Annotated in this window: 14 protein-coding genes and 1 pseudogene; 5 read left to right on the top strand and 10 right to left on the bottom strand. The window is 34.2% G+C overall.

Going from position 1 to position 13255, the window contains the following annotated elements; all coding sequences use genetic code 11:
* The gene (gene nirK / locus DKT72_RS15930) at window positions 1–1386 is read right to left on the bottom strand and encodes a copper-containing nitrite reductase (RefSeq protein ID WP_370445581.1); all 1386 of its coding nucleotides are present in this window, start codon (window positions 1384–1386) and stop codon (window positions 1–3) included.
* 671 nt (window positions 1387–2057) lie between these two features.
* Here nirK and DKT72_RS15925 point away from each other — a divergent pair.
* From DKT72_RS15925 to DKT72_RS15905, 5 genes and pseudogenes are all read left to right on the top strand, one after another.
* Window positions 2058–2390 (top strand): ArsR/SmtB family transcription factor, encoded by a 333-nt coding sequence (locus DKT72_RS15925; RefSeq protein ID WP_111309739.1) that lies wholly within the window; start codon window positions 2058–2060, stop codon window positions 2388–2390.
* Window positions 2391–2437: 47 nt separating this feature from the next.
* A complete protein-coding gene (locus DKT72_RS15920) occupies window positions 2438–2905 on the top strand; it encodes a DUF6428 family protein (protein ID WP_111309738.1) in 468 nt (155 codons plus the stop codon).
* A 23-nt stretch (window positions 2906–2928) separates the two neighbouring features.
* Complete coding sequence (locus DKT72_RS15915; protein ID WP_111309737.1) at window positions 2929–3561, top strand: arsenate-mycothiol transferase ArsC; 633 nt, start codon at window positions 2929–2931, stop codon at window positions 3559–3561.
* 3 nt (window positions 3562–3564) lie between these two features.
* Complete coding sequence (arsB, locus tag DKT72_RS15910; RefSeq protein WP_111309736.1) at window positions 3565–4611, top strand: ACR3 family arsenite efflux transporter; 1047 nt, start codon at window positions 3565–3567, stop codon at window positions 4609–4611.
* A gap of 40 nt (window positions 4612–4651) precedes the next feature.
* Window positions 4652–4905: pseudogene (locus DKT72_RS15905) on the top strand (MarC family protein); the annotation flags it as partial.
* 529 nt (window positions 4906–5434) lie between these two features.
* Here the strand turns inward: DKT72_RS15905 and DKT72_RS15900 are convergent.
* The 9 genes from DKT72_RS15900 to DKT72_RS15860 all read right to left on the bottom strand — a co-directional run bounded on the left by DKT72_RS15900 (window position 5435) and on the right by DKT72_RS15860 (window position 12741).
* Window positions 5435–6265 carry a universal stress protein gene (locus tag DKT72_RS15900; protein WP_111309735.1) on the bottom strand — a complete coding sequence of 277 codons (831 nt, stop codon included), beginning with the start codon at window positions 6263–6265 and terminating at the stop codon, window positions 5435–5437.
* Between the two features lie 166 nt (window positions 6266–6431).
* Window positions 6432–6821 carry a hypothetical protein gene (locus DKT72_RS15895; protein ID WP_111309734.1) on the bottom strand — a complete coding sequence of 130 codons (390 nt, stop codon included), beginning with the start codon at window positions 6819–6821 and terminating at the stop codon, window positions 6432–6434.
* Between the two features lie 24 nt (window positions 6822–6845).
* Window positions 6846–7256: a hypothetical protein gene (locus DKT72_RS15890; protein ID WP_111309733.1), complete on the bottom strand. Its 411-nt coding sequence runs from the start codon at window positions 7254–7256 to the stop codon at window positions 6846–6848.
* Between the two features lie 13 nt (window positions 7257–7269).
* Window positions 7270–7689 carry a GreA/GreB family elongation factor gene (locus tag DKT72_RS15885; RefSeq protein WP_111309732.1) on the bottom strand — a complete coding sequence of 140 codons (420 nt, stop codon included), beginning with the start codon at window positions 7687–7689 and terminating at the stop codon, window positions 7270–7272.
* 20 nt (window positions 7690–7709) lie between these two features.
* On the bottom strand, window positions 7710–9011 hold the full coding sequence (locus DKT72_RS15880; RefSeq protein ID WP_111309731.1) for a Glu/Leu/Phe/Val family dehydrogenase: 1302 nt from the start codon (window positions 9009–9011) through the stop codon (window positions 7710–7712).
* 77 nt (window positions 9012–9088) lie between these two features.
* A complete protein-coding gene (locus tag DKT72_RS15875; RefSeq protein WP_111309730.1) occupies window positions 9089–9451 on the bottom strand; it encodes a hypothetical protein in 363 nt (120 codons plus the stop codon).
* 520 nt (window positions 9452–9971) lie between these two features.
* Window positions 9972–10124, bottom strand: a complete 153-nt coding sequence (locus tag DKT72_RS18300) for a hypothetical protein (RefSeq protein WP_162623340.1) — start codon at window positions 10122–10124, stop codon at window positions 9972–9974.
* A 188-nt stretch (window positions 10125–10312) separates the two neighbouring features.
* Window positions 10313–11641, bottom strand: a complete 1329-nt coding sequence (locus DKT72_RS15865) for a sigma-54-dependent transcriptional regulator (RefSeq protein WP_111309728.1) — start codon at window positions 11639–11641, stop codon at window positions 10313–10315.
* 2 nt (window positions 11642–11643) lie between these two features.
* Window positions 11644–12741: a sensor histidine kinase gene (locus DKT72_RS15860; RefSeq protein WP_111309727.1), complete on the bottom strand. Its 1098-nt coding sequence runs from the start codon at window positions 12739–12741 to the stop codon at window positions 11644–11646.
* Window positions 12742–13255: the final 514 nt, after the last annotated feature.

Here is a 13255-nt window from a genome sequence, read left to right as displayed (position 1 = left end):
TTATTTACTGTTTTTTACTTTCTCTACCATAGCTTTAGTAACCACTTTTTTCGAGTTCTCCCAACTATTATAGACATAGGTTAATACGTTTGCAATTTCATCAGATGATAGCATTTGACGAGTCATTACACTGTTGTATTTATTACCGTTAACTGTTATTTCTCCTGTTTTACCATGTAACACGATACCAATAGCTCTATCCACATCGGCATTCAAATAATCAGATTTTGCTAATGGAGGAAATGCATTAGGCACCCCTTGTCCTTCCGCTTGGTGACAAGCAAAACAAGTTTGCATATAAGCCTGTTTTCCAAATTCCATCTGTTCTTCAAACGATTTTGCAGGAACTTCTGAGGCTACAATTTCATCAGTTGTTGGCATTGATTGTATGCCTGGACCTTCAGGTAGATAAATATCATCACGAATTTCGCCAGAATAGATTTTCTTATCTTTTTCACCTTCCACTTTTAACATGCCCAAAGCACCTTTATTGAAGGCTCTGAAAATGGAATGGTCTACCAGAATAAATGTTCCTGGTACATCTACACGAAATTCTATCATGGCAGCTCCACCAGCAGGGATTAAAGTAGTTTGCACATTTTCGTTTATCAAATTTCCACCTTCAACATGTACTCTGTCAAATATTTCACCTATAACATGAAAAGACGACACTAAACCTGGACCACCATTACCTACAAAAAGTCTAATGGTTTCTCCCACTTTGGCTGTAATAGCATTGTCACCAGTAAGCGCCCCAACTTTTCCATTAAAAACAACATAATCTGCTTTTTCATCTACAGCTTTTTGCATATCAAAAGGTTGTAAACCACGTTCGCCATTAGCGCCTTTAGTATAAAAATCACCTTGCATAATGTAATATTCTCTATCTACTTCGGGCAAACCACCTTCTGGTTCCACTAAAATCAAACCATACATACCATTGGCAATATGCATCCCAACTGGGGCAGTAGCACAGTGGTACACATATAACCCAGGATTTATGGTTTTAAATGAAAAAACTTTTTCGTGTCCTGGAGCTACAAATGAGGATTCAGCCCCACCGCCAGGTCCAGTAACTGCGTGTAAATCGATATTGTGAGGTAGTTTGTTATTCGGGTGATTTTGTAAATGAAACTCAACCTCGTCCCCTTCTCTAGTTCTAATAAAACTACCAGGTACTGTACCTCCAAAAGTCCAATACATATATCTTACACCATCAGTCAATTCTCCTTCCTTTTCAAGAATTTCCATTTTAACAATAAGCTTTTTAGCCTTTCTTTTTCCTGCAGGTCGAGGCACAAAAGGAGGAGAAGTTAGTTCTGCATTCATTTCTCTGAATACAGGAATATCCGCTGGATTATCGTAAACTTTTTCTTCTTTATCCATACAAGATGTTAAAAATAGCATGGCTGCAATTGAAAACCAAAGTAGAAAATGTGGTCGTTTCATCTTAATTGTTTTAGTGTTATTATTAGTTTTGGTTGGATTAATTTCAATTAAGATAATTTTATCCTAATTAATAATCAAAAATAAAATTTATACTTATTTAAGAATATGATATTTATCATATTTAATTAAATGTAAATAAAATTTTACATTTAATATAAAAAAATATTAGCTTTTTAACACTTTTAAGCAGAGCTGAATTATAAAGTAAGCTTATTAAGACTTATTTTTTAACAAAATTTTCATCGTATAATCTTACTGATTTAGCAATAGCAAAGACCCATTTTAACAAATTATTTAAAACAGCTATTAAGGCTAATTACTCTTTCTTTGATAAGAATTAAATTTTGAAAGGACAATCTACTTTGATATAAACAACTTAAAATCATGATCCAGGTCTCACAGAAGTAAACTAAATTAAATATCTTTATTCAAAATCAAACTTAAGTTATACAAACATGTAACCCACAAGCTAAAAAAAATCTAATTGTCATTAAAATTTCGTCCATAAACCCCAACAAACAAATAGCTCCTTTTTTATTTGCCCTCAATTCCTTTTTGAAAGCATAAATATTAATCGTAATATTGCAATAAATTAATAAATAACGAAAATGGGATTAGCGAAAACCGAAATGTTTACAGACCAACAAAATAAAATTTCTCTTTTTGCTAAAGTATTCGGACATCCTGCAAGAGTAGCTATTTTACAACATTTGTTTAAAATTGACTCTTGTGTTTGCGGTGATTTAGTAAACGAAATTGGATTAGCCCAACCTACAATTTCACAACATTTGAAAGAACTGAAACATTTAGGATTGATTAAAGGAAATGTGGAAGGAACAAGTGTTTGTTACTGCATCCATAAAGAAAATTGGACAGTAATGAAAACTATAATGACTGAGTTCCTTAATCAAGATTTATCCGAAAATCAAGATTGCTGTTAAAAAATTTAAATTAATTAATCGTATAATCGCAATAAACAAATATAGTTATGAAATTATCACAAGCAAAGTCAGTATTAAAAGAATTGGAAACTATAGGTTTTCAATTACCAAACGGAGATTTAGTACCTAATCACTTTCACGTTACAGAAGTTGGGAAAATCACAAAACATTTTATCGATTGTGGCGGAACTGAAAGAAAGGAAGATGTTGCAAACTTTCAACTTTGGAATGCAAATGACTATGGCCACAGATTGCATCCCGAAAAGCTATTAAATATTATTGAACTTTCGGAAAAGGTTTTAAAAATAACAGATTTGGAAATCGAAGTAGAATATCAAGCAGATACGATTGGAAAATTCGGACTTGATTTTGACGGGCAACATTTCTTGTTAACCAACAAACAAACGGACTGTTTAGCAAAAGACAAATGCGGAATTCCAGTAGAAAAAACTAATGTTAAATTATCAACCTTAAATGATGAACCTTGTTGTTCACCTGATGGAAACTGTTGCTAAAAAACAATTCAAATTTTATAAAAATGACAACAACAAAACCAACCCTATTTTCAGAAATAGGAAATTTAATTAAAGAATTAAATCCAGAAACTATATCAAGTGAACGTAAAACAGTTTTACAACCACTAACTGATTTTATTCAGTCAAAGGTTTCCAGAAATCAAGAAATCCGTATCAATTTCATTTGTACTCACAATTCAAGAAGAAGTCATTTATCACAAGTTTGGGCACAAACAATGGCAAACTACTTCAATATTAAAAACGTGTTCTGTTATTCAGGAGGAACAGAGGCAACAGCACTTTTTCCAATGGTTGCAGAAACTTTGCAAAATTCAGGGTTTCAAATAAACACCATTTCAAAAAACGATAATCCTGTGTACAGCATTAAATATGCTGACAACGAGCATCCAATAATTGGATTTTCAAAAAAATTAGATGATGATTTTAACCCAAAATCTGAATTTGCAGCAATTATGACTTGCTCACAAGCTGATGGTGGTTGTCCTTTTATTGCAGGTGCAGAAAAACGTATTCCAATAACTTTTGAAGACCCAAAAGTATTTGACAATACACCACAACAAGCAGAAAAATATAATGAAAGAAGTCTGCAAATAGCAACTGAAATGTTTTACGTTTTCTCTCAAATAAATTCATAAAAAATGGCTTCAAAAAAATTAAGTTTTCTTGACAGAAATCTAACGCTTTGGATATTTGTTGCAATGGCTTTTGGAGTTAGTCTTGGTTATTTTATTCCAACATTCCCAAATATTATAAACTCATTTAGTAGCAGAACAACAAATATTCCGATTGCAATCGGTTTGATTTTAATGATGTATCCACCTTTGGCAAAAGTCAATTATTCGTTATTACCAAAAGTTTTTAGAAATACAAAAATTCTTTCTATTTCACTTATTCTAAATTGGATAATTGGTCCCGTTTTAATGTTTGTTTTGGCAATTACATTTTTAAGAGATTATCCAGAATATATGGTCGGACTGATTTTAATTGGATTGGCTCGTTGTATTGCAATGGTTTTGGTTTGGAACGACCTCGCAGAAGGTAGTAGCGAATATGGAGCAGGTTTGGTTGCATTAAATAGTATTTTCCAAGTGTTTGCATACAGTTTTTATGCTTGGATATTTATAACTATTCTTCCGCCATATTTTGGATTTGAAGGGGCTATCGTAGATATATCAATCGGAACGATTGCAGAAAGTGTCGCCATTTATTTAGGTATTCCGTTTGTAATGGGAATATTGAGCAGACTAATTTTAGTGAAACTAAAAGGAGAAGATTGGTACACCAACAAATTTATTCCTAAAATTTCGCCAATAACCTTAATAGCACTTTTATTTACAATTGTAGTTATGTTTTCTCTAAAGGGCGAATTGATAGTGGAAATTCCAATGGATGTTCTTGTTATTGCAGTTCCTTTACTTATCTATTTTACGTTAATGTTTATCATTGGATTTTTCGTCACCAAAGCAACAGGAGCAGAATATGATAAAACAGCTTCAGTTGCCTTTACAGCAGCAGGAAATAATTTTGAATTGGCGATTGCAGTTGCTATTGCGGTTTTCGGACTAAATTCGGGACAAGCATTTGCAGGAGTAATTGGTCCTTTGGTTGAAGTCCCTGCATTGATTTTATTGGTTCGAGTTTCCTTTTGGTTGCGAAAAAAATATTACGGAAAATCCAACGCTTAAAACAAGCTGAACGGAAAAAAGTCAGTTGCCAACACGGTATCCTGGAGCAATTATGGCAGTTGTTTTAATGACAGACAATCGTTTGTATTCAAACCACCAACAAGCTATTACAGCTATACTTGTGCTATTTGTAATCGGGATTGCATGTCTAATTCTTTTAGGAGCAAATAATTTACAAAAGCGAATAGGAGATTACGGAATTACAGTAATAAGTAAAATTATGGACTGATTTTAGCGGCATACGCCATTCAAAGTATTTTAAGTGGAATTACTAGTTATTTTAGAAATGTGTAGGACAAACTTGTGGTAACAAAGAACTGGATTAAAAATAATATTAATATTTTTTGATGGAACCCATTTAATCCTAATTTCACTTATCCACCATTTGCTTAATTTTTCAACTATTGATTTAAATAAGTAAAATTATAATAAAACATTAATCGAAATTAGCCAGAGCCTACTGAAAAAAAAAGAACCTTTTATTATTCGAATTGGAAAAATTTGATAAAATAAATCAGTAAAAAACATAGCCCATTATTTTATTCTTGGTGCTGGAACTAACCAAGATAATAAAGCTATAATTAATATACCAATCGCTATAGCTATAATGTAAAATTTCCGATTGCTCATATTGTAACGCCTTTTGAGAATTTTTAAATTTTTATACTTGTACAAATAAACCGTGAAAGTCACAACTCTCACGGTTATTAAAACACAAAATCAAATGGTTTTTATTTTTAACTAATAATTTATGATTTTGCATTTGAAAAAAATAGTATTCTATTACTATCGGTGTGTATTAATTACCACCTTATAAAGAAATTTATTGATGTACTGTCAATACAGTATTCATATTCAATTTTTTTAATTTTGATATAACACTAGATTTATAAAAACCAATTTTTCTAAATAAATCTGGTTTTTTATCTATAATACACAAAATGCCTTCTTTATGGAATAAAGCATAGTCTTTGAGACGATAAGAAGGCTTTATGTATTCTAAACCTATTCGATTATCTAAATTTTCTTTTAAATGGATTCTTAATGATTCCAAATTATTTACTACTAGATTTGTTAATTGTTTCTGTTCTTCTAAAACTAAAATACCAATATTTATGTTTGTATTTTCTATGGTTTTACAAAAATTATCAATATCATGGGTGTTGATTTTTTGTTTAAAATCTGAAGCAATTGTTAGACAAATGTCTTTGCAAATAGAGGCGTGTGGTGGCACAATTAATATAGGGCAGGATATTATTTTATCTAATATATTTTTTGTGGTTTTACCAAACATTTTTTCTGCTTTACCTGTAACAATCACTAAATCTATTTCCATTTCTTTGATATTGTTTTTAATACCTTCTACAAGTGTGACACACTCGGAAATTGAATTAAATTCATGTTTTGGATTATTAAATTTTAGGTTGTAGTATTCTCTTATTTTTCCAATTTGTTTTAATGACTCTACTTTGGGTTTGTCAAACCACTCATCATCAGCATGAAGCAATTCTATAGCATTTAAGCTGTTTACGTCATAGGTGTAGGTATGGAACAAATTAAATTCACAATATTCATTTTTAAAAAGTGAACACACATAATCTATAGTCTGATAACTTTTTAGTGAAAAATCTGTTGGAATTAAAATTTTTTTCATCTTATATTTATTTGAGTGTTTCTATTATCCTCGGCTTTTATTTTTTAAGTAAGGCCATGATGAGACATCTTATAAACCCGTTATGCTTTTTTATGTATCTAATATCATGGAATGTCCGTTCGAGCCATTTTCGATAGAAAAGTGGCTAAAAACTTTATTTTTTTAATTATTTTCGTCGATACATTCTAAGTGACATATAAAACTGATTTTTAAAAGCATGGCATTCCCCTATCAGCTTTAAATAGCATGTCCGTTTGTGTTCGTGTACTTTTAATCTTTTTAGGTCATAATCCACTTTTCCATATTCATATTCACTCTTCAACTCTTGTTCATATTTGCATAAGTCTGCCATCATCAGAATGTTTTTTCTGCGGATGGCTTGAATGAGATTCAATAGGGAAGCCGTTTTTATTAGCTGCTTTTCAATGATGGTTATATGGTCCAATTCTTTATTGAAACATTCCAATAGAGTATGCCAAGTATTCAATTCGCCTAAGTCTTTTTGAATACACAGTCTTCTATGCGTGTCTATTTTATGTAATGAGATTCCTGTCAAAAAGTTAGGGCATGTATTAGGATGTTATTCAATTCTTAAAATCGCAAATTTGTTTTGTGCCTTATTGAAAAACTCTTCTTTGAGTCTTCCATATTTATGCAAATGATATAAATAGCTTCTTCGGTACTTGTCATGCGCTGCTATATAGGTCATGTCTCGTGACGCATCTTCACATGCCCATATATGAGATCTGGAATCTGAGTATTCAAGAAGGGCCTTGAGCAAATTCTCATTTTCCCTTTGCTTTTTTTGAAAACGTCTCACCATATTCTTGTGGTATCCCCTGTCATTGAGCGCTTCATTATACACACTTATAATGTGTCCTAACTCCTTGGTGATATATTTCAAATGATTGATCCAATTAAGTAATTCCATGGTATTGATTTTATGTGCTACATCGACATCGTAATGAAGTTTTTTAGTCTGTAAAGTCATCCTGGTTTCTTAGTTATACAACCGTATCAAAATCACTAAAAGTTTCCTCTTGGATGACGTTGGTAATTTTCATCTTTAGTTTCCCTTTAGGAAAGTCCCATTCAATAAGATCGTCTTTTGAATATCCCATCAATGCCGACCCCATGGGCGTCAAAATAGAGATTTTATTTTTGTGCACATCCTTATCTACGGGAATGACGACTTGTAATGTTTTCTCTAAACCACTATCAAAAACCAAGGTGACCTTACTATTAAATCTGATAACATCATCTGGCATCTCGCTGTCATCGATTATGGTAGCCGTTTTTAACTCCTCGCTCAATTTCATTAACGATTGTTGGGTTTGATGGTCTCCCGTATAACCCGATATATTGAGGATGCGTTTTAAATACACATACTCCTTTTTTTCTAATATTAAACTTCCGTATTTCATCTGTATGGTTTTAAATTATTTTATGGGAATATCCCTCTTTGTACATAGGCTTGTTCTATCCGTTCGATAGCGATACAATAGGCGGCGGTACGCATATCGATAGCTTCGTTTTCTGAATACTCATACACTTTGTCAAAAGAATCTTTTAATTTTTTGTAGAGTTTTACCATGACTTCATCCAAGTGCCATAGCTCCCCATTTCGGTTTTGTAACCATTCAAAATAGCTCCCAATCACCCCGCCTGAATTGCACAAAATATCGGGAATAATGGTGATACCTTTCTTTAAAAGAATCTTCTCGCCTTCCACATTGGTAGGTCCGTTGGCACCTTCTGCAATCAAGCTTGCTTGTATCATGGATGCATTGTCTTTGGTAATTTGGTTCCCTAATGCCGCAGGAATGCATATATCGCATGCTATGGAGAAGAATTCATTTTTATCCACGGGCTTCGCATGTGGAAAATTCACAATGCTCCCCCCATTTAATTGGCTATATTCCAATAAATCTTCAACAGCTATTCCTTCTTGATTTTGAATACTACCATAGGCATCCTGAACCGCCACTAATTTAGCCCCTTCTTTTTCTAAAAAATGCGCGGTCCAATAGCCTACATTACCAAAACCTTGAACGATAAATGTCTTTCCTTCCAAACTTGTTTTATTCTTTTCAGACCAAAATTTAATGGATAAATACACCCCATATCCGGTGGCTCTATCACGACCTTCCAATCCACCACTTCCCGCTGGTTTCCCTGTAACCACATGCTGATGGGCTGCACGTTCTGCTGGTGGACGTGTACTCATATAGGTATCTGCCATCCAAGCCATCGTTTGGCTATTCGTGTTCACGTCGGGTGCTGGAATATCGTATTCTGGCCCAATATTATCTCCTAAAGCGAAGGTGAAACGTCTTGTGATACGTTCTAACTCTCCTTTAGAATATTTTGACGGATCTAATTTAATACCGCCTTTAGCGCCTCCATAAGGCAGTCCTGCTAAGGATGTTTTCCATGTCATCCACATGGCCAAAGCTCTTGCGGCATCGATATCAACCGTAGGATGGTACCGTAGTCCGCCTTTATAAGGCCCGAGAGCATTGTTATGCTGCACTCTATATCCAGTAAAAATCTCTACATTACCGTTATCCATCTTTACTGGAAAATTCACCATGATTTCATTGTTGGTAATACTTAATATCTTTCTAATGTTTGGATGCAGGTCAATGTGGTCTGCTGCGCTATTAAACTGCTCCATCACATTAGCGACCATGCCTATTGCAGGCTGTTCTTTTATTTTGGAATTTATATTTTTAACTACAATCATGACTTCTAATTTTTTAGTGGAATAATAATCCCCATTGGTCTTTAGCGTATCTCTCTACACTTGGGGTTCAAAATGGGTTATATCTTAATTTCATGCGTTGCTAAAGCCTTTTCAAATTGGATGGATACTGTATTTACCGTGTTAAAAAATCTTTTACCATCCTGACGTTTTACATAAACCAGTCTACTCCCGTCTTTAGCCGTTTTTATATCGGTTACCATGACTTCTTCTCCCAAAGCAGATTTGTAATTTTTAACACCATCTCTTTGGACGATAAAATTTGCACGAGGAAACTTAATGTATTTATATTTTTGGGTAGATGGGCTTCCAATTTCAATAACATCTCCTTTTTGTAAGGTGATGGCAGGGGCTGTTGATTCTTGAGCGCCCATACTTAAAATGCCTAAGGCTATCATGCCGGCTAATACATACTTTTTCATAATGATTTGTTTTTAACTTTTAAATTTATACTGGTACGAAAATGAGTGTTCATTTACATGTTCTTTTTCTATTTATAATCTGCTTTTTGATTGTTTATCAGGTTTTTTTGATTGCAAGATCAATCGTCCCTACGATGTCTTGTATGGTTTGAAAAGGTGTTAGGTGTGGTCCTAACAGGAACTAATATGAAGGTCTTCTTGGCTCTTATTAGTTTTTTGAATAGGTTTGAAAGTGTTTTAAAATGTATCATGTTATTTTTATTTTATAAGGGTATTCGGGCCAATAAGCCACTGGTTTTAAAATCTGTTACTTCGTTATATATGGACGTTTTTAAGGGTGTTTTTTAAAATATTGGTTGACAATAGACCTTTCATTGTATTTCTCTGTGATGTATTTATCCCTAGCCGTTATGACTTTCGTTTTTTTAGCTTTTGAAATCTTAGCTAATAGGGATGCTATGGATGTTTTAAAAATCATGGTCTTTATTATTAAATAGTTAAACGACTATTAGTCCTTTTTTTAGTGTCGTTCTCGTTTTTGAACAGTCTCTAAGTGATAGGTGCTTGGAATGGCTTCATCGTACTCGCTACAAGACCAAACGGTATCTTTTTGGGCTGTTAACACACAGGTTTTGCGATGTAAACAACTCGGACAGATATTAAAGTGATTCATATTAAAAACGTGTTAATGTTATACAGCTCACAAAAGGCAAGCTCCATACCAAAAGGATTTCAAAACGGGCTATAAAACCAAAAAACCCTTATAAACAAAGGGTTTTAAATATTAAAGTGAAGTTTTAAACGACTATGTGAGTGGTACATAATTCCCCAGGCGGGTAAAAATGTACCAGTTACAGGGAACTAATCGGAAAGTTTTTGCCGAATGGTTTTTCGGTCTATTTGAAGAATTTCTGCGGCTTTTGTTTTATTATTATCAGTCGCTCTCAATACTTTTTCAATGTATTGTTTTTCCATAACTTTTAGGGGTACGAAGGCTTCCGAAGACAAGGGCAACGTATGTTTTAAATGCTCCGGTAAATGTTCTACATCTATCAGCTTATCGCACATAATTACAGCCCGTTGCATGATGTTTTCCAATTCCCTGATATTCCCAGGCCAATCATACCGTGTTAAAATAGCCAAGGCGTCTGGGGTGATTTTTACAAATCGATCTTTGTACTCTATGCCGTATTTAAAAAGAAATTTATCCACTAACAAAGGAATATCCTCTTTTCGTTCACGCAAGGGTGCTACATCTATTTCCACCACGGTTAAGCGGTAAAACAAATCTTCCCTAAAGGTCTGCTTTTGGATCATGCCTCGCAAATCGCCATTGGTAGCTGCTATGATGCGGACATCTACTTTTTCGGCTTTGGTGGCTCCAACCCGAACGACTTCTTTTTCTTGAAGCACCCGCAACAAACGTGATTGAACGGTCAATGAGGCATTCCCAATTTCATCCAGAAAAATAGTACCTCCATGGGCGGCTTGAAAAAAACCTTCCCTATTCGTTTCGGCTCCTGTAAACGCCCCTTTAACATAACCAAATAATTCAGCTTCTAAGAGATTTTCTGGAATCCCGCCACAATTTACCGCAATAAAAGCTGCTCTCGAAAACTTCCCTTGATAATGAATGGCACGTGCCACCAATTCTTTACCTGTACCACTTTCCCCTTTAATAAAAATGGTCGCTTTGTTATCTTTAACGCGCTCGATGACTTGTATGACCTCATTTATTTTTTCTGAGTTTCCGATGATGTCCCCATAGGCTTTATGATGTTCTACAACGGGTTTTGTTTGCGATTGATTTTTACTGTCTGAAGTCAACAGGGACTTATCCAACGCATGCTTTAATTCTTCTTTTGTAAAAGGTTTCGTTAAATAATCAACCACCCCAGACTTTATCGTAGCCAGGGACTCTTGAACCGAAGGATACCCTGTTACCACTAATTTTGGGAGTCTCGGATAATGCTCGGAAACGAACTTGATCAATTCAAATCCATCGATTTCGGGCATTTTTAAATCCGTAATCAACAAATCGATGGTGGTATCCCGCAAAATAGTGACCGCTTCTTTAACCGAAATGGCCTTGTAGGTATGATAGTTCCAGGATTGCAAATGACGTTGCATCAGTTCCAAAATATGAACATCGTCATCCACTATAAGTATATTTTCGTTGCGTAGTTGCATAATTATAAGACGTCTTTAGGAAGCTTTATGGTAAATATAGCCCCTTTTTTTATGTTATTTTCTGCGGTGATGCTTCCTTTATGTGAGGCCACTATCCCGTGTACCACACTCAAACCCAAACCAGCCCCCTCTCCTATGGGTTTTGTTGTAAAAAATGGCTGAAATACTTTTTCCAATTCATTGGGCAAAAACCCTTTTCCCTCATCAGAAATGATCAGAATGATGTGTTTTTTTGTGCTTAGCGCTTCAATGGTTACTAAGCCATCTTTGGGAGAGAAGTAGATGGCATTCATCAATAGGTTGAACATAATTTGGGTTAATTGGATGGGGTCTGCTCGTAACCAAAGTTCCTCCTCTTCTATCTTTACAATATATTTTACCTGTTCTTTTCTAAAAGTGGCATCCAATAAATTAATCGCATTTTTTATACTGGGTACAATGTTTACCATGGTCATTTTTTGGGGCATTTCGCAAGAAAAAAACATGAGTTTTTTAACCACTTCACGAGAAAAAATAGCATTTTTTATAATCTTATCGACGTCATCCGATAATTTAGTATGGGGGTCTAAATCACTTTTCATCAATTCTGCAAAGCCAAGAATATTGGCCAAAGGCGTATTGAGTTCATGTGCTATTCCGGCGGTGAGTTCGCCCAAAGTAACCAGACGGTCGGCATGTTCCATTTGCCGTTTTAAGGATGCTTCGCTTTTCTGAATTTCAATCCGCTCCAATAGGCTTCCTACCTTTAAAGCCACATTATCCAATAGCAATTGCTCTTCTTTTAAAAAATGGATTGTTTTAGAATGCGAAGTGTCCAGACCTACTATTAATTTGCCTTTATTTTTATTGAAAATCTTAATATGCGATGCCATTTTTAGATCCTGACGGGCTTGCTCATCCGTAGAAATGGATAGGCTATCTATAGAAACCATCACAACCGTATTTTCGGGATACTGAAATGCTTTTTTTACACTAAAAGCGACAGCTTTTAACGTGTCTTCTATCAAATCCAGGTTCGTATTTCCAATAATAGACGACACCTCATAAAGACAGGTTAGTTCTTTGATACGTTCTTTTAATGCTTTTTCTGTAGTATTCATGAGATTATTGCTTTTTTTGGCTCAAGAGCTCCTGATATGTTGCCTGTATGTTTAAAGATACCACAAGAATTAATTTCTGGATTCAAATTTTAAAAAAGAATTCCATTTCCCTTTGTTTTTTTTGAATCCTTCCCGTCTTGCTGGTATGTCTTCGCTGAATCAAATAGCCAACAACGGCAGAAACCAAAACGTCCACCGGGGTTCCTCTTTTTAACAGTGCTTCAGGCTTCTTTTTTTAGCCTTATTTGAATAGTAATGTCATCCTTACTTGATTTTCTGGGATTATGATTAAAAGTCTAGCTAATGGTATACCAAACATAGTATCTTTAAGCGTTTTTTTAAAGGGTATTGTTTAAAATATTACCCAGACCAGGGAACACAGGGCTTTTTTTATCTTTTTTTCCCATGGTTATGTTTTATATATCTACATGATATCTCAATATAAAATTGTCTTGTCCTAAAATAGCTATACACAAAACCACGAGTATGGAAACATCAAAACAAACAGAAAATT

The organism is Confluentibacter sediminis (genome assembly GCF_003258355.1).
Lineage (GTDB): Bacteria > Bacteroidota > Bacteroidia > Flavobacteriales > Flavobacteriaceae > Confluentibacter > Confluentibacter sediminis.
The sequence above is the reverse complement of the archived record's forward strand: the minus strand, read 5'-3'. Positions and strand labels throughout refer to the sequence as shown.

Bases quoted from the DNA above. Each gene is read 5' to 3' on its own strand.
- nirK (WP_370445581.1), bottom strand. From the start codon at position 1,386: ATGGATAAAGAAGAAAAAGTTTACGATAATCCAGCGGATATTCCTGTA.
- DKT72_RS15925 (WP_111309739.1), top strand. From the start codon at position 2,058: ATGGGATTAGCGAAAACCGAAATGTTTACAGACCAACAAAATAAAATT.
- DKT72_RS15920 (WP_111309738.1), top strand. From the start codon at position 2,438: ATGAAATTATCACAAGCAAAGTCAGTATTAAAAGAATTGGAAACTATA.
- DKT72_RS15915 (WP_111309737.1), top strand. From the start codon at position 2,929: ATGACAACAACAAAACCAACCCTATTTTCAGAAATAGGAAATTTAATT.
- arsB (WP_111309736.1), top strand. From the start codon at position 3,565: ATGGCTTCAAAAAAATTAAGTTTTCTTGACAGAAATCTAACGCTTTGG.
- DKT72_RS15900 (WP_111309735.1), bottom strand. From the start codon at position 6,265: ATGAAAAAAATTTTAATTCCAACAGATTTTTCACTAAAAAGTTATCAG.
- DKT72_RS15890 (WP_111309733.1), bottom strand. From the start codon at position 7,256: ATGACTTTACAGACTAAAAAACTTCATTACGATGTCGATGTAGCACAT.
- DKT72_RS15885 (WP_111309732.1), bottom strand. From the start codon at position 7,689: ATGAAATACGGAAGTTTAATATTAGAAAAAAAGGAGTATGTGTATTTA.
- DKT72_RS15880 (WP_111309731.1), bottom strand. From the start codon at position 9,011: ATGATTGTAGTTAAAAATATAAATTCCAAAATAAAAGAACAGCCTGCA.
- DKT72_RS15875 (WP_111309730.1), bottom strand. From the start codon at position 9,451: ATGAAAAAGTATGTATTAGCCGGCATGATAGCCTTAGGCATTTTAAGT.
- DKT72_RS18300 (WP_162623340.1), bottom strand. From the start codon at position 10,124: ATGAATCACTTTAATATCTGTCCGAGTTGTTTACATCGCAAAACCTGT.
- DKT72_RS15865 (WP_111309728.1), bottom strand. From the start codon at position 11,641: ATGCAACTACGCAACGAAAATATACTTATAGTGGATGACGATGTTCAT.
- DKT72_RS15860 (WP_111309727.1), bottom strand. From the start codon at position 12,741: ATGAATACTACAGAAAAAGCATTAAAAGAACGTATCAAAGAACTAACC.